Below are 19,406 nucleotides of genomic sequence, written 5' to 3'. Positions count from 1 at the left end.
GCGGCCCCTTTTTACGTTTGCGCCGTTACTCGACGACGGAGGTGTTGACCTCGAGCCCGCCGGTCAGCGTCAGTTTGAGTGAGGCGCCGCGGGGCAGCTCGCCGACGCCAGCCGGCGTGCCGGTCAGCACGACGTCGCCCGGTTCGAGGGTGAAGTGGCGGCTCATCTCCGCCACCAGCGTGGGGATTGCGAACAGCATGTCCGCGCCTTCGCCGTACTGGCGCTGCTCGCCGTTGATCTCGAGAGTAAACGTTAGCGCGTTCCAGTTGGGTACCTGGCTTAGCGGCAAAAACGCCGAGAGCGGGCAGGCACCGTCGAAGGCCTTGGCGATCTCCCAAGGGTGGCCCTTCTCCTTGAGTTTGGTCTGCACGTCGCGCAGGGTCAGATCGAGCGCCAGGCCAATTCCGACAACGGCGCGCTCGGCTTGCTCGTGAGTCGCGTGGGTCAGCGGCTCGCCGATCAACAGCGCCAGTTCGGTTTCAAAATGTACCTCGCCGCGCGAGAAAGGCGGCTCCAGCGGCTGGGTGATGTCCACCGCGCTGGTCGCCGGCTTGATGAACAAGAGCGGCTCGGAGGGAACCGGGTTATCGAGCTCCTTGGCATGGTCGGCGTAGTTGCGGCCAACGCACACGATTTTACCCAGCGCGTGGGGAAACTCCTGGCCATCGGTAAACCGGGAAACAAAACGCATGGCGAGTACTCTCCTTCTCATTATACGTGCCTGGGCAGGCCCACTAGTCTACCCCACCCGAGCGCCGGCACAACAACTCGCCCCGCTTTTTTGCTGACCGCCATTTTGCCGGCTACCAGCGATCCACACACGGCTATCCGCCGCCTCGCAGGCCGCTCAGCTCATGTAGACGTGCCCGTACATCAAGCGCTCGTCGAAGCCGGTTTGCTCTTTCAATTGCTCAGGCTCGAGCAGCTTGACGACGGTGCGGCTTTTACGAATCAGCTTTTTTTGCTCGAGCGCGGTCATGCAGCGGCTGACGTGGACGCTGGTCATGCCTAGAAGCTCGCCGATCACTTCCTGGGTCACGGGCAGCGAGAAGGTATCGGCATCGCCATCCTGCTTGAAGCGGTAGCGCGCGTAGACTTCCAGCAGGTAGTGGGCAACGCGCTCCTCCGCCTTGTGGTGGGTGCAGCTTCTTAGCCGGGCGATGGCGATATTGTCGTTCACCATGACATAAGAAATGATCGCCTTTCTTATATCATCGTGCGCCTCGAACAACGCATGCATATCTTCGGCCGCGACTCTTTCGAGCTCGCAGTGCTGCAGCGCTAGAATGGCCACGTCCTGATGATTAAAAAAGCTTTCACGCAGGCCCACGATATCGCCGGGCATATAGACGTTGCCGATATCCTGGCCGTAATTTTTCACCGACTGACAAATGCCCACCCAGCCTTTCTTCACGACAAAAAGACGGGGTTTGCCCTCCTGCAGAAAAAAAAGCTTTTGATGCCTGCGCAGTGCGACGGTTTTCACACCGATACTACCCAACAGGCTCTTTGAAGAAGCGCCGATAGGGCTGTAAAGCCCCAGCGTGTTAGCGAGCGTGATGCGCTTATCCTTGGAACCGCGATCGTCGAGTAGCGGTGTAGAGCTACCTGCTTCCATTAAATCGTATCCATAAACATTCTACTTATTGCGCACTGCCGAAGGCCTGCGTAGATCGGGACGCTCTATTTTACGGCGATTATTCACGCGCCCGAGTAAAACCGAGTCCGGTAAAGCATGGCGAGCAGCACACTGGCCCATCACGGGAAACCGCACACCTTTGCGCCCGATAAACTTAACAAGGATTAAACAACCGGCAATTATCCAAGGTGATCAAAGACCCATTCAGGCGTTTTAAATCAGGCAGATGATAATTGAGCATCGGGAATTCTTTGTCAAAGAATAAAGCTATTAAAAATAATAACTTATGTTATTGAAACAAAATCTTTATGTAGAAAAGCAACTACCAGGACCAACGAAATAGCACAAAACAATAAACAAGTGCGCTTTAAAAACCACTCAACGGCAACTTAACGAGCCACAATAACTAAAGACACTTGAACCAAACGAATTAAAAGCCAAACCTCGGCCTAAAACCGAGGTTTAGCAAAAAAGTAAGTTTTAAAATTCGAATCACTCGGTAGAGTTTAGCGTGCCGTCTTGGGAGCGCTCCAAAAAGACGCGCGTGGTTTCATCAAAATGCTTGTTGAGCCATGTTGCCATGGCCACTTCTTCCTCGAGGCTTTCGCGGCAAATTTGTGAGATTTCCGCCTCTTTAGCGTGATCTGCCGCCTTGATGATCGCCTTGTAGCTGGCGATTTCAAAATGCTCGAACGCGTAGGCGGCAATACTGCTTTTGACGACGTCATCGTCTTCAATGGCAGCGATCAGGGTGTGGCCCGGTACTGCTGACTGCGCGCCGGAGTCCTCGGCACCGGTACCCAGAAGCCCCATGCAGTGTTCGAGTTTTTTAATCTGCCCTTTCGTCTCTTCAAGATGCTCTTCGATACGCTGTTGCAGGATCGGGTAGCGTTCGAGTCGTTGAACCTGGGCGTCGAGCATCTGCTCGGCCTCTAATTCCATGGCATGCGCGTTACGCAGCCAGCTCAACAGGTGCTTGCTTTCCATGGCGACCTCTCGTCGACCGACGACGGCATTGGTCTCTCTGCTTTAATACCGCGACGGTCTCGTCTTGAACCGAGGCTGCCAGCACGTCCTTGCTCTGGCAGGGGTTGGCCGCTCATCCCTGAGCCCGATCGATCGACAGCTTTTGAGAGACTCCGCTTTCACGCTGCGACCTCACTTTTCCATAAGAAATAGTCAAGGCATCCACCGGCTCGTTTTTTCCCGAGCAGGGGGCCTTTAAATGAAATAGTAGCCGTTCACCTCATCATAGGTGGGCTTCACACAACATCAAGACAAGTAAACGTAGCGGCTATCCGAGCACCTGGTATTTGATTAAAGGAGTGCCCATCCCCCTTGCTTACCAAAAACCTCGGCTGACGCTTTAAAGCCAAAACGCAGCTCTCATCTACCTACATGAGAGCGGCGTTTCTTAAAATGGCCGACTAGCGAGCGGCTTGGTAGAACGGTTAGTCCGACTGCGGCGACCAGTCGGCATCCGGGCCGTGGGCGAGAAAGCCTGGGCGCTGTTTGGGCGCCGCGAAAGGTTCGCCGCAGCGGTTATCCAAACGGTTGAACACGAAGAACACATTGCTGCGCGGGTCCGGCGAGAGATTCGCGTTGGAAGCGTGCAGCGTGTTGCAATCGAACAGCAGCAGCCCGCCGGCCTTACCCTTCGGCGCTTCGATGCCGTGTTTAGCCACCAGCTCGCTTAGCGCGTCGGCGCTCGGCACGCCCACTTCCTGGGCTTTCAGCGAGCTTTTATGGTTATCTTCCGGCGTTTCGCCCAGGCACGGAACGAACTCCTTGTGCGAGCCGGGAATCAGCATCAGCGGCCCGTTGAACTCGTGGTTATCGGTCAAAATGAGCGAAGCGCTAACTGCGTCCATCCGAGGCATGCCGTCTTCGGCGTGCCAGGTTTCGAAATCCGAGTGCCAGTTGAACCCTTTTCCCGCAAAGCCCGGCTTGTAGTTGATGCGCGACTGATGAATGTAGGGGTCATCGCCGATGATCTGGCGCGCCGCACCGGCGACACGTTCGTCCGAGGCGAGCGCGCCCAAGCGCTCGGAAAGCTTGTGAACGGCGAACAGTGAGCGAATTTCGTTACTCTCGGGCTCGGTGATACTGAACTCGCGGTTGCGAAATTCATCCCGGTTCATCAGCTCGGTAATGTCATCGCAAAGCTCATCTAGCTCATCGCCACTGATCAGGTTGGGGATGAATAGAAAGCCCTTGCGCTCGAACTCTTCAAGCTGCGCTTCGGATAGCGGCCCATCGAGCGCGCCCCCTTTTACCACCGCATCCTGTCGGGGCTGGGTCAACGAGGCCGGGGCTTCGGCCAGACGTGTAGGATAGAGATCCTGCACGCTCGTCGTTTGCGTAGACGGCATATCTCCGAATTCGCTGAACTGTTTATGGGCGGTCATAACATTAAGCGGTGTGTTGGTGACTGTCATCTAATCCACTCCTTGTATGATTAAATTTCAGATCGATAAATAACGCTTTAAAAGCGCCATAAAGGTGTAGTGTTAAGGTAGCCAATATAAAAAGGCTTGCAACCCTTAGACGGCTCCCTTATAACGCACGTTATGATCACAACTCCAACTTGTTCATTTCACCGACTTTAACGTGTTAGCCCCGCCGCCAAAGCGCTTTTTACCGTTATTTAGCTACTATTTCACGCCTATTCACTCCTTAATTTTAAAAAGCGTGTGTAGAAACCGGACCACTTAAAAGCGCTCTTATATTTGCATAAGGAAAAACTCATCAAACGGTATAAAAAGATACAACATGGATTAAATAAATCGGCGATTATTATTAATATTTGATAAATAAAAAACACGCCACCGTTTGGTTTTCCATTTGTCGAAAAGATGTCTTTGTATCTCTACGTTAGCAAAGTTTTCAACCGAATCGTCACTTGCCACATAGCGCTGTCTAGCCGCTTTTCAACCTGAGGCGAGCTTTAGTCGTATCGACTCCAATTGCGCCTTCTCCCAAGCCCACGATTCGAGATAAATCAAACGTTTGAATCGATTCCTTTCTATCTAAATTGTATTATTTTGCTCAATTTCGCCTATAGCCTGCCGATAAAAAATCAACTTCTGGATTAACATCGATTAATTCCAAAGGCATACCCACTCCCGCCACCGCGCAAGAGATAGGCAAATGCTCAAGGCATTACACCGTATCCCCATGGGACGTAAATTCATTCTCGTGCTGTTTCTACCGCTGCTCACGATGGTGTGGCTGGCGGCCTCCGGCATTTTGGATCGCAGTGAGACGGCTGCAAGAATGAACGCGCTGCAACGAATGACAACCCTGAGCCAGCACGCCGGCGAGCTGGTACACGAGCTTCAGCGCGAACGCGGCATGTCGGCCGCCTTCCTGGGCAGCGGCGGGCAGAACTTTCGCGTCGAGCTTCCCGAGCAGCGTCGCCAAACCGACCAGGAGCTCGATCACCTCGACACGTATCTGGCCGATTTCACCTTTACCGACGCCGATGCCGCGCTCAAAACGCAGGTGACACAAGCCGAGCAGCAGCTAAGCGAACTCGCCACCGTACGCCAACAGGTCGACCGGCTGGGCGTGAGCGGCGACCAGTCGACCGCTTACTATTCCGGGATCAACGCGCTGTTGATCGATATCGTTAGCCGCCTGACGTTCAGCGTAGAGCGCGGCGAGATCGTTCGTCAGCTCAACGCCAACTACCACCTGCTCAACGTCAAAGAGCTCGCCGGCATCGAGCGCGCGGTGCTAACCACCGCTTTTAGTACCGATACGCTCTCTCCCGCTGCTTATAGCAACTTTCTCTCGCTGGCGGGCCGCTCGAGCGCCTATCTTCGCTGCTTCGAGATGCTCGCAACGCCAGAGCTTTCGCAGCGGCTGGCCGAGGTACGTCAAAGCCCGCTGGCACAAAGCCTGGCCGCTATGCGCCAGATCGCCATGGAGCGCGGCGTGGCCGGTGGCTTCGGCGTCAATCACCAGACCTGGTTCGATCAGCAAACCCAATTCATCGATCAACTCAACGAAGTAGCCCAGCAGGCTTCGAACCACCTGCTCGGTACGGCGCAGCGGCTCCACAGCGAGGCGATCCGTGGGTTGATCCTCTATCTGGTCGCTTCTCTTGCCGCCACCGTGTTGGCCCTGCTGCTGGCGTTTTTAATCGTGCGCAGCATCACGCGCCCGCTTCAAGCCGCGCTGGAAAACATTCAAAATCGCGGCGGTGATTTGACCCAGCGCCTGGGGGTGCCGGGTAGCGACGAGCTCTCAACGCTCTACTTGGCTTTTAACGACTCGACGGCCAAAACCGAAGAGCTTGTCGCCAGCATCAAACAGAGTGCGCTTTCCGTGGAGCTTGCCAGCAAGGAAATCGCCAAGGGTAATGCCGACCTTGCCCAGCGCACCGAAGAGCAGTCTTCTTCGCTGGTACAAACTGCCTCGAGCATGGAGCAGATCACCGCCAACGTCAGGCAAAGTGCGGATACTGCTCAGCAGGCACGCCTGTCTACCCGAGACATGGCCGACCAGGCCAATGAAGCAAGCCACGTCGCCCAGCAGGCGCGTACGGCCATGGAGCAGATCCACCAGGCGAACCAGAAAGTCACTACCATCATCGAGGCAATCGATAACATCGCGTTTCAGACCAACATTCTTGCGCTCAATGCCTCCGTTGAAGCAGCACGCGCCGGAGAGCAAGGTCGCGGATTTGCGGTGGTAGCGTCGGAAGTGCGCAATCTGGCCAGCCGCAGCGCAGAAGAAGCCAAGCAGATCCGGCTTTTAATCGACAACAACGTCGACAGCATTAGAGATGGCTCAAACCTGGTGAACTCGACCAGCGAGGCGCTTACGACCATCGCCGAACGCGCCCAGCACACGGCGTCTCTGGTCACCGAGATATCCGCCGCCTCGAACGAGCAGTCATCGGGTATCGAGCAAATCAATCAAGCGCTTGCCCAGCTCGACGAAGTCACTCAGCAAAATGCAGCCTTGGTTGAGGAAGTGGCGACCGCCAGCGGCTCGCTGGATGACCAAGCGGTGGATATGGCGGAAATGGTGGGGCGATTCAAGGTGGGTGAAAAGGAATATACGCCGGAGCTGGCCCACAGCGGCTCCTAGTAAGCGCCTGTAATCCATGAAATGGGAAATTAGAGGGCAATGCTGTCGCTAATAAACGATATAAAACGCAGTAATAACAGTACAGTGGAGTGCGAAGGCTTCCACGCGTAATCGCATGGAGCGTCCTTACTATGGGGGAAGCGATCAGTACGTCACCAGGTTTCTGTAGAGCGGTTTCGTAATCCAGGATTAGAAGCAATCGGAGCAGCTACTCCATGATGGGCATCACCACCAATATGACGAGTCTTGCTTTACAGCACAATCGAGTCACGGCTCGAAATTCTGCTCAAACAGCAATACAACGCCTGTCATCCAGTTTGCGCATCAACAGCTCCAAGGATGATGCCGCGGGACGTGCGATCGCCAACAAAATGGAAAGTAGTATTAGAGCCAACGCCCAATCACAGCGAGGCATGAATGATGGTATCAGCCTGATACAGACGGCTGAAGGCGGACTGAATAGCATCAATAACCTGCTCCATCGCGCCAATCGTTTAGCCGTCCAGGCCGCGACTGCAACGCTTTCCTCAAGTGACCGCGCCGCTATTAACGGCGAATACATACAACTGCGGGAAGAGATCGACCGTATCGCCAATACGACAGAAGCGTTTGGCAAAACGCCTTTGGCGCCGTCCAAACCGGCACCGGCACCGGCCCGTCTGGGAAATACTGAGCATATTACGGCCAAGTTGGACGATGAAATCCAGAATTTCCACTCCGGCATCGTTCCGCTTGCTTATATTCCAGCCGGGGCCACTCAGGTGCGTATCGAAATGGACTCCCTCAAGGTCGATGACGATTTGCAGCTTTTTACGTTGGACGGTAAACACCTGGTCGGTACGCCGATCATTGGTTCGAATGAAAGCCCGACCGACGAAGTCTGGGCATCGCGTAACATTGATGACATTGCCTCGGCGAATAGTTTGATGACGACCGAGAATGGTCTCTTGCCGGGGGCTACTTACGATGCCTCGGTATTTCATGACGCAACAGGTCAGTATGATATCGACAATCCACCCGTCGATTTTGATTACAACGGCATGAGAATTACTTATAGCGGCGATCGAGACCGCGCGTTTGATCCAGAGGATGGAGAGGACTTCAATAACGGCGATCTTTCTAATGTCACCGCACCGGAGATGGATGAAGTTATCACCATCGACAAGACCACCGAGCCTTTAATGCTACTGGTGGTTGGGCGCGGGATATTTTACGCCAAGGCGACCTGGGACGAGATGCCCATCGAGTTAGTAGAGCCTGAGCCCACATCAGCGCCTATCAGCCAGCCGACGACCATCATCACGCGCGCAACTTATGGCAACGAGCTTGAAAGCGTGACTATCAAGGCGACCCCTGCCGACCACCGTTCGCTAGGGTTAGAAGATATTTCACTGGACTCGATTGAGGGTGCGCGCGAGGCGCTGTCACATCTTCAATCCGCGCTACAAACCTTAGATGATTACCGCGGACATTATGGCGCCAAGCAAAATAGACTTGAGAGTGCGATTGAAGGCAGCGAAAACCAGACCACGAAGCTGTATGCCGCCCAATCTCGTATCATGGATACCGACTATGCGAGAGAAAGCAGCCGTTTGGTCAAGAGCCAGATTTTACAACAAGCTGGTGATGCTCTTTTGGCTCAGGCAAACCAGTCATCGCAGAACGTTTTGGAATTACTTAATCTTATTCGCTAATACTGTATTTTTTGGAAAGCTCAAAATGCCATGCCCTCTTGTAACTCGTAAAATAGCGATGCTCAGTAGCTTCCCCTAAAATTTATCGAAAGCTGTTTGACCAAACTTAAAAAGCGGTTTTAAAATTCAGGCCAAACTCTTCTATTCAATCACTATTTTTCTGAATGCGTAAACAACATATGGAAGATCAAGGCGCTCGCAAAAGTGCTGGAACACACTATTTCTTACTTCACTTTATAAATGATTTAAAAAAAACTCACACTGTTTAAAGTCAAAAATATCGTCGATGTCCAGCGACTTCTTTTTATCCATTATAAATACCTTTGCACTATCGGTCACCAGCTGGCGCTTCTCCTTGAGAGCGTATGGAGTCACGATATATATAGCACCATTCAAACGATATTCTTTTTCAGCTTCCTGAGAACGCGAGACTGAAAGATCAATTCCCACAAGTCTCAGACTTTCATCGACCTTGCCGCACCAAGCGGTGGGATGATCTACCTCACAAACCGATACGACATTTGTAGCCCGCATCTCGACAAACAGCCGAACGGCGCCTTCGATGTCACTTACTGTCCTTAATGGAGACGTTGGTTGCAATAAAACGACACGCTCAGGATAAACTCCTCGCGCTTCCATCTCTATTAAAGCATGAATAACAACGTCGATGCTTTTAGCCGTATCGGTAGCGAGTTCTGTTGGTCGCTGGATAGTTGCGACCTTTGGGCTCTGATAAGCCTTGGCAATCGAAATGACGTCTTCATCATCAGAGGTCACTACCACCAGATCCACCAAGTGTGTTTTCAAAGCCTCATCAATCGACCAGCTTATTAACGGTTTTCCTGCCAAAGCAAGCACATTTTTCCGAGGTAGCCGCTTACTATCTTTACGTGCAGGAATGATGGCCAGTGTACCAATGCGCTTTATATGTTCTCTCATTGCAGGCTACCGGCTATATCCTTTTGAGCACGCGTAAACTCCTCCATTCGACCTATATCTAACCAGTATTCATGAATAGGAAACATGTTGACGTTGCGCTGAGCCGCTATTTCATTTTCAAGTACGGTAGGCATATCAATGGGGTGATTAGGCAAAGCCCGCTGCACTAGTTCAGGGTCAAGTAAATAAATGCCCGCATTAACAAAAAAGCGCTGCAATGGCTTTTCTACCATAGAGATAATGTGATGGCCTTTACCTTCGATGACACCATAGGGAACCTGATGCTCATATTCCCGTACACACATGGTAGCACTGGCGGGATGATCCTGATGAAACTGGAGTAAACTTTCAAAGTTGAGCGTGGTGAGCAAGTCACCGTTCATCATGAAAAGCGGCTGGTCTATTTCTGCCTTGGGTAAAAGTCCCAAAGCGCCTCCCGTTCCCAGCGGCCTCTCTTCATGTATATATTGAATAGATACTCCCCACAAGCGGCCATCCCCGAAATGCGCGCGAATCATTTCGGGCATGTAATGGGTCGAAATATAAAAACGGTGAAAACCCGCTTTGATGAAGCTTTCGACAATTGTTTGGAGAATAGGTTTGTCGCCCACCTTGAGCATCGGCTTGGGGCAATCGTTGGTCAAGGGCCGTAAACGTGTACCAAATCCGCCCGCCATGAGAAAAACTGGATTGCTATAAGCTGGGGGGTTTAGCAAGTCATGTAGGCTTTCCAGCCCAATGAGGCGCTGGTGATCATCCACAATCGGCAGCTGCAGAAGCTGCCCTTGCTCCATGACGTGAAGTAGCCGTTCACGGCTCCAGTTCAGCGTTGCCACCTTGGGATTAGGATTCATGGCATCATCTACCGCCGACTCGAGCGGCTGATGACTGATCAAGGCACGGCGTAGATCGCCATCGGTGAGTGTACCCAAAAGCTTTCGCTGCTGATCGACCACGAGAACAATACGCAGGGCGGCGCCATCCAGTACCTTGATCGCGTCGTTTAAGCTTGTGCCGGTGCTGACCAGCGCTTTTTCCCACTGTTTCATTAACGACAGTGCCTCCATCCATTGTTTATCATAAGGGGGTTGGCGAACGCGGTGCCTGACCGATGAGTTGATGATACTCGGGCAGGTCGTGCAGCACCGTTGTCCCCGCGCCGATGACGGCGCCGGCACCGATAGTGATCCCCTGAATGATCGTGGCATTAGGGCCTATATGAACGTTATCCGCGATCCTGATACCTCCCGATAGCACAGCGCCGGGGGCGATATGCACATGCCTACCCAGCTGACAGTCATGATCGATATGCGCAGCTGTATTGACCAGGGTGCCCTCTCCTATTTGCACGTCAGCCTGGATGACACATCCGGCCATGACTTGTGCGCCGCGCCCCATAATCACGCTTTCAGAAAGTACGGAACAGGGATGAACCAGGGTCGCGAAGCGGTAACCCAGAGCAATGAATCGCTCGTGCAGATGGTGGCGCGTGGACTGGCCGGGCAAACTTCCGACTCCATTGGCAAGTTCTACCGTGTCAGTTGCGTGGCATAACAAGTCGCCATCGCCGCCTAATACTGGAATACCTCGCCAGAAGCCACCCGCTTTGTGTTCAAATATTGGGTCGCACACGCCGATGACGGGGCGCCCGATACGTCGTAAAAGATCGAGAACGACCTTGCCGTGACCTCCGGCTCCCAAAAGAATGACGGGAGGGGCATTCACAACATTTCACCCTCTCGATAATCGCGGATCGCTTGTTTGCCCAGATAATCCCAGTAGAGGTAGGCAGGCTCGCCTCGACCAGCCCTGGCGGTGGTCATGTTGTCCAGCGTGAATGTCTCTCCATATTTTATCGAGCGACGAGCTACTAACTGCTGGCGGACGGCATCGCGTGTTTGCCATTCGCTTGGTTGAGGCGCCTTGTACCCATCGCCCAGCGCGAGACTTACCTGTCTAATGGCATCGACCATATGGGTGAGTTCATCGGGTTCCAGGGACGCCTTGTGATCTGGTCCTGGCAACTGGCGATCCAGAGTAAAATGCTTTTCGATGATTGTGGCCTCTCGAGCGGTGGCGGCAATCGGGATCAGTAAATCCTGGGTATGATCGGAATAACCCACCGGCAGACCAAACACGCTTGAAAGCGTATCCATAGCTCTTAAATTGACTTCCTCCATGGGGGTCGGGTATTGCGAAGTGCAGTGCAGAAGGCTGACCCGATCCGATAGCACTTCGCGTGCCGCTTGCTCACTCCAGTTTCGCCACACTTCCCCCATCCCCTGAGGCGGCTGGTCGCTTCGGATGGCGTGACTGATGATCGCCAATGCCTGCTCAATCTCCGACAGCGATGCCATGCCTGTAGAAACAACGAGTGGCTTTCTGGTATGGGCAAAAGCCCATAGCAGCGGTGCATTGGTTATCTCCCCCGAGGGAACCTTGTAGAAAGGCAGCCCCAGCGTTTCCAGAAACGCTAGACTCTGCAGGTCAAAGGCGGTCGAAAGAAACTCGATTCCACGCTGATGCGCATGGCGCTGGAGCGGCTCGTGCCACTCCAAGGGCAGCTCTAACGCCTGCAGCATGGCAAGCTGGCTCTCGCCGGCTTCGTTGGCCTGCTGTTGATAAGCAGCTTTGGGTGCCGAATCAGCGGCTAGCCGCTTTGCGTTAAAGGTTTGAAACTTTACGGCATCGGCACCAGAGGCGGCGGCAGCGTCTACGAGATCAAAGGCAAGCTTGCGGTCGCCATTATGGTTAACGCCAGCTTCGGCAATGATAAATACCTTATCGGATATCAATACGGCTCCCCCAAGTAGTCATGAAAGCGCTTGATCGTGGTCAAAGGCATGGATAACAGCATGTCGATAACGCGACCGGCTGCATCCCCTTGCCCATAGGGGTTTTGAAAACGTTGAGTGTCGGAGCGAACCTCAGGGCTCAGCGCGTGCTGAATGGCCCATCGAATCGACGTTAATGTCGACTCACAATGAATCACGGACGCAGCGGCCAGACGACCGGCTTGCCGCTGACCGATATTGACGGTGGGCGCAAAAAAGCTAGGTGCTTCGATGATACCGCTTGATGAGTTACCTATAACGACAGCGCACTCGGCCAGCGCGGAGTGGTAGCGCTGGGATCCCAGTGACGGAACTGCCACAACGCGCTGGGGCTGGCACGCGCTATATGCCTCAATAGCACCAATCATCTCCCGGCCCCCCTCATCGGCATTCGGATAGGTCAAAATGACTTGGTGATCGGGCCACTCATCAAGTGCTGTAAAAATAGTTTGAAGACTCTCCAGCGCCGGCACGTCTGCAAGGGTTTCAGGATGATAGGTCACCAGGAAAAAAGGGCGTTCAAGTGAAAAGTTGAGCGTTTTGGCAAGCGCTTGTCGGCTCAAACGAGGTGAACGTTTGATATGGTCCAATCCAAGCGCGCCAGTATTCACGACACGTTGAGGATCCTCCCCCATCTGGATAACTCGCTGCCGATAAGGCTCGGCTGCCACAGCATGCATCATCGCCATTTTGGTGATCGCATGGCGAATGGCATCGTCGTAGGCGCCTTCCGTCACCTCGCCGCCATGAACATGCAAGATGGGAATCTTGAGCATCAGCGCCGTTTGGGCTGCGGCTAGCGCTTCGAATCGATCGCCCAGAATCACGATCACATGAGGCTTCAGGCGATCCAGTGCATCTGCCAGACTGATGACGCCAACACCTATTGACTTGGCAACGCCAACGCCAGTATCTGAAGAAAGCAGCATTTCGACCTTGGCATCAATGCCAAAGCCATCGCATTCGATCAGGTTCGATGTTTTACCGAATTCTGGAGAGAGGTGCATGGCCGCTACGATCACTTGCAACGATAGTCGAGGATGAGCGTCGATCCCTTTCATCAACCAGTACAGCAGGCCGTACTCGGCACGGGTTCCGGTAAAAACCGCGACGTTACGCATATTTCCCCCTGTCTGACGGAAGCAGACCGCTCGACAAATGGGCTACTCGCTGCTCTAACGACTCTGCATTGCAAATATCGACAGCGGGCGCATGAGCATACATGGGTAGACGGCTCATCGATTTCCAGATAGGCCGTGTCATCACGCCCTTATCACTGGCCCCCTCGAACCATTCGCCGCGTTGCACCTGCCCGTTACAAATCACCGCAGTGAGCCAATAGTTGCTACGCCCCCCTTCCGGCTCGGTCACAATGTGAAGACCACTGGCTAGATTATCGGCGTAGCTCGCTGCAAAGCACTGCTTCTCTCCAACAAATTCCTCGATTTGCTCGATCTGACCATCACTACTCGCAGAGTTCCGGGTGGGCAGGCAGTAGTTAAAGCCCAGCTCATCGTTCGTATATACATAACGATGAGGCACTTGAGCCGTCGCTAATGAGTTAGGGCTGCCCATATAAGCGGTAATATTATGCTCGAGCTTGTCAACATGGTGTCTGACGCTGGAGACAAAAGTAGAGTCAATCGCCTCGGCCACATAGGCTTTTTCGTTACTTCGAGATACGAGTTCATATAAAGTATTGAACGACTCCGTACGGCAATAGTCATAAATGAGCTCAATCAGTTTAGGCAGCATGGCGCAACTCAGGTGTTGTATAGATTGGCTTTATATTTCGCCAACTGGTGAGGTTGAGAAAACCAGTCTATCGTTTTCTGTAACCCTTCACGAAGGCCGTATTGCGGAGTAAAGCCGGTCAATTCGCGAAGCCGCGCATTGTCTCCCCATAAGCGAAAAACCTCGGATTTTTCAGGTCGTAAGCGCTGCTCGTCAATAATGAACTCTATATCACTGTCCATCAATTCCCGTATCGTATCTAGTGTATCCCCGACCGATATTTCATAATTGGAGGCGATATTCACCGTTTCGCCAATCGATACATCACAATTAGCCAGCGCCAGAAACCCCTGACAAGTATCCTCAACATAATTGAAGTCGCGAGTAGGCGAGACGTCGCCAAGTTTGACCTGTTTCATGCCGCTGGCTATTTGGCTGATGATTGTTGGTATGACGGCTCGGGCCGACTGCCGCGGACCGTAGGTGTTAAAAGGACGTGCAACCGTGACGGGCAAATCGAACGCATTGTAAAAGCTCATGGCCATCGCATCAGCGGCTATCTTGGAGGCACTATAGGGCGACTGCGGCTGTAGTGGATGGCGCTCATCAATTGGCACATACTGCGCGGTGCCATATACCTCGCTGGTGGAGGTGTGAATCATACGCGTGACGCCGTTATCCAAAGCCGCTTGGCACAGGTTGAGCGTGCCCTTTACGTTGGTCTCTACATAGCTATCGGGCGCAACATAAGAGTAAGGAATGGCGATCAAGGCGGCCAAATGAAAGACCGTGTCGACTCCTTGGGCGAGGTGCTTGCAGAAATGTGGATCGCGTACATCGCCGCTGACCACCTCGACGTGATCAAGACAATCCGTATCCTCGAGCCATCCCCAACTATTGAAAGAGTTGTATTGAGCCAATGCCTTGACGCGATAGCCCTCTTTGACCAAAAGCTCGACGAGGTGTGAGCCGATAAATCCATCGGCGCCCGTAACCAGCATCTTTTTTTCAACCGTCATGATCTTATCCTTGGCCAGCGGGTAGTGATAATACCTGTGAGACGCCGTGAGCCACGCGCTCCTTGGAGCCCAAGCTATAGGACCTTGCTTTGGAAGGATCTTTCAAAAGACTCTCTTTACTAACATCTGAATAACGGAAAAGCAGCCCCGTCGTGAATTCACGCTCTACTTCATCAATGAGTTCGGAGCAGTGAACAGAAGGAACACCAAAATTAAGCGCATCCAGTGCGCATGTAGAAGACCATGTAATATGGACACCGGACTGTTTTAGAGAGTCGTTGATGGTGAGTTTGTTTGGATCTTCTAGCTTGGCTTTAATCCCCTCTCTTCTGAGCAGACTCATTACCTCCTGCGCTTCATCAATATGTAGCGGATGAGGTCTGACCACTACCTCTCGCTGCTTTAGCTCGTGGACATATTTGATCTCTTCGAGGGGTACAGGAATTCCTTTAGACTGAGGCTGATGGGTATATAGTATCTTCTTACCCGGTTTGACCTGACGAGACAAATAGGTAGGACCGCCCCCCTCGATCACAAGTGCACTAGACTCAATATCGCTTTCTTTAGTCAACATTCGTGTTGATATATCGCCCCATGTCCAAAAGACATCGGGCAGAAATGGGCTATCGATCTCGTTACTTTTAAACTTTGAGTAGCAGACGTGTTTGAAACCATTAATTCCGTGCTGCACATCAATCACAGTAATTCCAAGCATTTTGCAGGCGAAAATGATGGGAAAGTAGTTCAGCCCATAGTAGACCCTGAAAACGACTGCATCGACTTCTGATTTCTTGAGCAGGTCGTAATACTGGGGAATCATGGCGTTGACGAGATGAAATCTTTCTTCGAGCTTAGTGCGAATACTACAGCCGAAGGAGGCTTGAAGGTGACGATCAAAAAACTCGATTTCCTCACGCTGCTTGGTGCTCAGCACTTTTTTCAGTTGCGCAGGGAGGAGGTCGAGCTTTGCGATCTCGATATCCTGTTCCATGAACCCTGTAAGAATGTTGTCCAGAAAGCCTTTGTCGTGAAAGTAGCCTACCTTTTTAATTTCTCGCTTGACTGGATAGAGAGCTGCATCCACACCTGATAACGTCAGCGGCTCACTGGCCGGAACGTCACAGCTTTTGTCTGCGCCATCCAAGCAAAATTGAAACCCTTCTCTTATCAAGGGCGAGTAGGTGAGCGCACTACCTTCCGGCAAGCTCGAGACGATCTCGTCGAATACATCAAACTTTTCGTAAGCAAACATGCAAGGCGTGCCTCATCTCAATCAATTTTGGCTAAAAGGTCGTCATCGTGCCCAAGGAAAGCGGCTTGTGAAATATCCATTCCATTCCGCGAATCCAAGTCCTTCTTATTACGCTCCTTACCGCGTTCTGCAGACGGTATAAACCGCTGCGCTTCGAGAAATTCCAGCGCCTTGTCATGGCTGACATCGGCCAATAGTTCAAACGCCATGTCATGTGCAGAGAAACAGGCGCTTAATATAAAGGCCAATTTTCTTTTCTGCTCATCACTCAGCGCCGCCATTCGTGCGTGGCTTGGCAGGAAAAGCACATCGGCACTCTCTTGCTCGCTGGCACAGGGCAAACGCTCATTAAGTTTTTCGGGTAAGTGGCTGTAGTGGCCTATGTTGTGAAAGCGATAGAAGCGGAATCCATGACGACTCGCCCAGTGCTGCAATTCTGCCAAACTTGGCTGGCGTTCATGGGTTAGCTGAAACGGAACCCGCGCTTGAATCAGTAGAGTCGCTTCAAGATACTGGACGCCATTTTCAAGTACGGCCATTGCATCGCTCAGCTCATCAAGAATTAGCCAGTCGAGGCTTTCAAGCCCCGTGATGCTATCCAGGGCCACCGTATTAATCGGAATTTCAGCAATCTCCTGAGCCCCCAAATGGTAGCGCTCGGGTAGCTGCTCTGCCGGTAGCGGTGCCAACGTGCTGGTCATCTCGGTGGCAATACAGGCGTGGAGCGTCGCCGGATTTCCGTCGCCCAGAAGGGCATGCGGGAACAACTGGATTGTCTCGCTGCCTTCGAACCGTCCAGGCTCTTTTATCTCGCTGGCGGGATCGAAGGCCACGATGCCAAAGGCACCTGTTTTAGCCATCTGATCGGCCAAGCCACTCTTGATCAAACTTGCCCGGTTGTCGAGCACGACGATCTTGCCCTTGAACTGCCAAGTGAAGTCATCGGAGAGATTCAGGCGTGGTGCCGAAGAGTCTCCACCGAGGCTTACGTCCACCTTGTTAGTGATTAACTGCTCCAGCGAACGATCCACTTTCAGCTCGGGCTGGGTGGCAACGCTTGCAATACGCTGGCGATGACGCTTTTTCTGGCCAATCGAAAAATCCGTGTTACCCCCACGCGCGCGCGCCAATGGATCCAGGGCGCTCAGCAGGCGTTCGGTGGCGCGTTTTATATGATGTTTCTCTTCACCGACCCTAAAAGCACGCTTCACGTACTCCTGATAGAGCGTCTCGTCATCGACGAAAGCCACCGCCGCGTCGAAAAGTGGCTGAAGCTCTTTTTCGTCCAGTAGGTGCTGATAAGGCTCTTCATAGCACTGGGCCGGAAAATCAAATGCAATGCCCGCGTCCCCCACCATTTCGGGCATGCCCCCTCGGTTGGTGATCAACGCCGGTAGACCGTTGAGCATGGCTTCGGCCAGTACGCGGCCGGAGCTTTCCCACCACAGGCTGGGGGCGATTAGTACGCGCGCCCGGCTATAAGGCCCACGCATATCGCTGGTATTGCCCGTCACGGTCACGTTACTCAACGTACTGCGCTGCTGGCCCATATGTAGAGTGGTTTCACGTAAAACCGCCGACCAATCGGCCCGCGCCTCCACGACTTCGAGTTCGATATCGGGTCTTTCACGCTCGAGTTTTTCGGCGAGTTGTACGAATACGCTCGCGCCTTTTTGCCAGCTGGGATTCACGAACAACAGACGTTTGCGGTCGTGCTGCTGGGCGACAAAGCGATCCGAGGCGATGAACTTGCCTACCGGCTTGGAAGCAAAGCCCACTGCCTTTCGATACATATCCGCTGTCGCTTGGCTATCGGTCACGACCAAGTCGACATCCCGGCACCAGCGTGGCGATTTATAGTTACCGTTGGCTAGATAAAAGGCGACGGCTATCCCCCGATCCCGCGCCTCATCGGCAATTAACATATCGAGGGTTTGACCGCCGTAGAACCACACGATATCCGGTCTAAAGGAGTCCAGCAGATAAACGTATTGGCTATACCAGAGGCCTTCTTCGTGGGTCGTAAAGTGATTGCGGTTATGGCTATAGCTCACCAGCATTTGGTGTGTCAAAGGACCGTCTTCCGCCTCGATCAGCTGATGTAGATGGGCATCGAGATCGCCAAACTGCTCCTTGAGAAGCTTCATTCCCTTGGGGTTGTCGAATACCGTCGCGCCCAATACCTTGACGTCGTACCCGTTGGCCGCCAACTGCAGCAACATCTGACGAACGCTCATGCTGGCACCGCTGGAGGTGTCCAGCAGACAGAACGGATTGGCCCATAACAAACGGGGTTTTCGTTTGGGTGTGGCGGTAGTCGTCTTGGCCATTAGGCAGCTCGCAAAAAAGTGGCAGTCCGCCTAGTCTACTTCGCGATCACGCGTACCAAAGAGGTAAATGCGCCTGTTTTTAAGCAGGTATTCCTTGGACTGTTTCAGGAACAGGTGCCGCGAAGGAGATAATCATCGATACCGAATGTGCGACACCACGGCTTTGGGCTGGCCTGATAAGAAACGTGTAAAAAGGCTGACACTGAGCCACCTAAAAGAAAACGGGGCCTTTCGGCCCCGTTCGGTTGATTCATCCACTGTACCGCCGAAAGGATTAACCCAGCAGAGACAGTACAGACTGCGGCGTCTGGTTCGCCTGGGCCAGCATGGAGGTACCCGCCTGCTGAAGAATGTTGGCACGGGTCATATTGGACACTTCCTTCGCGTAGTCGGCGTCTTCGATCCGCGAACGCGCTTCGGACAGGTTGGTCGAGGTGGTCGCGAGGTTGTCGATCACCGAGTCGAAGCGGTTCAGCGTGGCACCGAGAGTAGCGCGATTGGTATCCAGTGTCTTGGTAGCAGTGTCAACAGCATCGATCAGGCTCTGGAAGCTGGTGTGGGCACCGGCTCCACTAGCAGCCGTAAAGGTAGTCGCTGCGACAACGCCACCCGATGCGCCAGTCAAACCAAGGCCCGACACGGTAGCGTCAACAGTTTTAACATTGATAACGTCTTCAACATCAGTGTTGGAACCGACCTGAATGCTCAGGCTGCCGCTGGCGTTAAGCAGGTTGGTTCCGTTGAAGTTATTGCTACCAGCCACACGGTCAATTTCTGCCAATCGCTCGTTAATCTCGGTCTCGATTGCAGCGCGATCATCGTCGGTGTTGGTGTCGTTGGCACCTTGTACCGCCAACTCACGAAT

At 53.1% G+C, this 19,406-nt stretch carries 16 protein-coding genes; 2 read left to right on the top strand and 14 right to left on the bottom strand.

Annotated elements, in window-relative coordinates:
* Positions 1-25 precede the first annotated feature (25 nt).
* The 4 genes from ACGLWX_RS06045 to thpD all read right to left on the bottom strand — a co-directional run bounded on the left by ACGLWX_RS06045 (position 26) and on the right by thpD (position 4,077).
* The gene (locus ACGLWX_RS06045; protein WP_252106182.1) at positions 26-691 is read right to left on the bottom strand and encodes a fumarylacetoacetate hydrolase family protein; all 666 of its coding nucleotides are present in this window, start codon (positions 689-691) and stop codon (positions 26-28) included.
* 156 nt (positions 692-847) lie between these two features.
* The gene (locus tag ACGLWX_RS06040) at positions 848-1,618 is read right to left on the bottom strand and encodes a Crp/Fnr family transcriptional regulator (protein ID WP_252106181.1); all 771 of its coding nucleotides are present in this window, start codon (positions 1,616-1,618) and stop codon (positions 848-850) included.
* 513 nt (positions 1,619-2,131) lie between these two features.
* Positions 2,132-2,626 carry a DUF892 family protein gene (locus ACGLWX_RS06035; protein WP_396238211.1) on the bottom strand — a complete coding sequence of 165 codons (495 nt, stop codon included), beginning with the start codon at positions 2,624-2,626 and terminating at the stop codon, positions 2,132-2,134.
* A gap of 464 nt (positions 2,627-3,090) precedes the next feature.
* On the bottom strand, positions 3,091-4,077 hold the full coding sequence (gene thpD / locus ACGLWX_RS06030) for an ectoine hydroxylase (RefSeq protein ID WP_396238209.1): 987 nt from the start codon (positions 4,075-4,077) through the stop codon (positions 3,091-3,093).
* 712 nt (positions 4,078-4,789) lie between these two features.
* On the opposite strand from thpD, the gene ACGLWX_RS06025 reads away from it, so the two are divergent.
* Both ACGLWX_RS06025 and ACGLWX_RS06020 read left to right on the top strand, forming a co-directional pair.
* A complete protein-coding gene (locus ACGLWX_RS06025; RefSeq protein WP_396238207.1) occupies positions 4,790-6,739 on the top strand; it encodes a methyl-accepting chemotaxis protein in 1,950 nt (649 codons plus the stop codon).
* A 215-nt stretch (positions 6,740-6,954) separates the two neighbouring features.
* Positions 6,955-8,433, top strand: coding sequence for a flagellin (locus ACGLWX_RS06020; RefSeq protein WP_396238205.1), 1,479 nt, complete (start codon positions 6,955-6,957; stop codon positions 8,431-8,433).
* Positions 8,434-8,667: 234 nt separating this feature from the next.
* Here the strand turns inward: ACGLWX_RS06020 and ACGLWX_RS06015 are convergent, their stop codons facing one another.
* The 10 genes from ACGLWX_RS06015 to ACGLWX_RS05970 all read right to left on the bottom strand — a co-directional run.
* Positions 8,668-9,372 (bottom strand): cytidylyltransferase domain-containing protein, encoded by a 705-nt coding sequence (locus ACGLWX_RS06015; protein WP_252106177.1) that lies wholly within the window; start codon positions 9,370-9,372, stop codon positions 8,668-8,670.
* Positions 9,369-10,421, bottom strand: a complete 1,053-nt coding sequence (locus ACGLWX_RS06010) for a nucleotidyltransferase family protein (protein ID WP_252106176.1) — start codon at positions 10,419-10,421, stop codon at positions 9,369-9,371. Before ACGLWX_RS06010 ends, ACGLWX_RS06015 begins: the two co-directional genes overlap by 4 nt.
* A 28-nt stretch (positions 10,422-10,449) precedes the next feature.
* Positions 10,450-11,097 (bottom strand): acetyltransferase, encoded by a 648-nt coding sequence (locus tag ACGLWX_RS06005; protein WP_396238203.1) that lies wholly within the window; start codon positions 11,095-11,097, stop codon positions 10,450-10,452.
* Positions 11,094-12,167: an N-acetylneuraminate synthase gene (gene neuB, locus ACGLWX_RS06000; protein ID WP_396238201.1), complete on the bottom strand. Its 1,074-nt coding sequence runs from the start codon at positions 12,165-12,167 to the stop codon at positions 11,094-11,096. The genes ACGLWX_RS06005 and neuB overlap by 4 nt, the downstream gene beginning before the upstream one ends.
* Entirely contained in the window at positions 12,164-13,327 is a 1,164-nt protein-coding gene (gene neuC / locus ACGLWX_RS05995) for a UDP-N-acetylglucosamine 2-epimerase (RefSeq protein WP_252106174.1), read from the bottom strand. The genes neuB and neuC overlap by 4 nt, the downstream gene beginning before the upstream one ends.
* Positions 13,320-13,961, bottom strand: coding sequence for a DegT/DnrJ/EryC1/StrS family aminotransferase (locus ACGLWX_RS05990; RefSeq protein ID WP_396238199.1), 642 nt, complete (start codon positions 13,959-13,961; stop codon positions 13,320-13,322). The genes neuC and ACGLWX_RS05990 overlap by 8 nt, the downstream gene beginning before the upstream one ends.
* An 8-nt stretch (positions 13,962-13,969) precedes the next feature.
* Entirely contained in the window at positions 13,970-14,959 is a 990-nt protein-coding gene (locus tag ACGLWX_RS05985; protein WP_396238197.1) for an NAD-dependent 4,6-dehydratase LegB, read from the bottom strand.
* Positions 14,960-14,963: 4 nt separating this feature from the next.
* The gene (locus ACGLWX_RS05980) at positions 14,964-16,211 is read right to left on the bottom strand and encodes a hypothetical protein (protein ID WP_252106171.1); all 1,248 of its coding nucleotides are present in this window, start codon (positions 16,209-16,211) and stop codon (positions 14,964-14,966) included.
* A 17-nt stretch (positions 16,212-16,228) separates the two neighbouring features.
* Positions 16,229-18,541 carry a glycosyltransferase gene (locus tag ACGLWX_RS05975; protein ID WP_396238195.1) on the bottom strand — a complete coding sequence of 771 codons (2,313 nt, stop codon included), beginning with the start codon at positions 18,539-18,541 and terminating at the stop codon, positions 16,229-16,231.
* A gap of 274 nt (positions 18,542-18,815) precedes the next feature.
* Positions 18,816-19,406: flagellin (locus ACGLWX_RS05970; RefSeq protein WP_396238193.1), on the bottom strand; the 591-nt coding region annotated here is incomplete at its 5' end.

The organism is Halomonas sp. HMF6819, from assembly GCF_044335525.1.
Taxonomy (GTDB): domain Bacteria; phylum Pseudomonadota; class Gammaproteobacteria; order Pseudomonadales; family Halomonadaceae; genus Vreelandella.
This window is presented reverse-complemented; position numbering and strand designations above follow the sequence as displayed.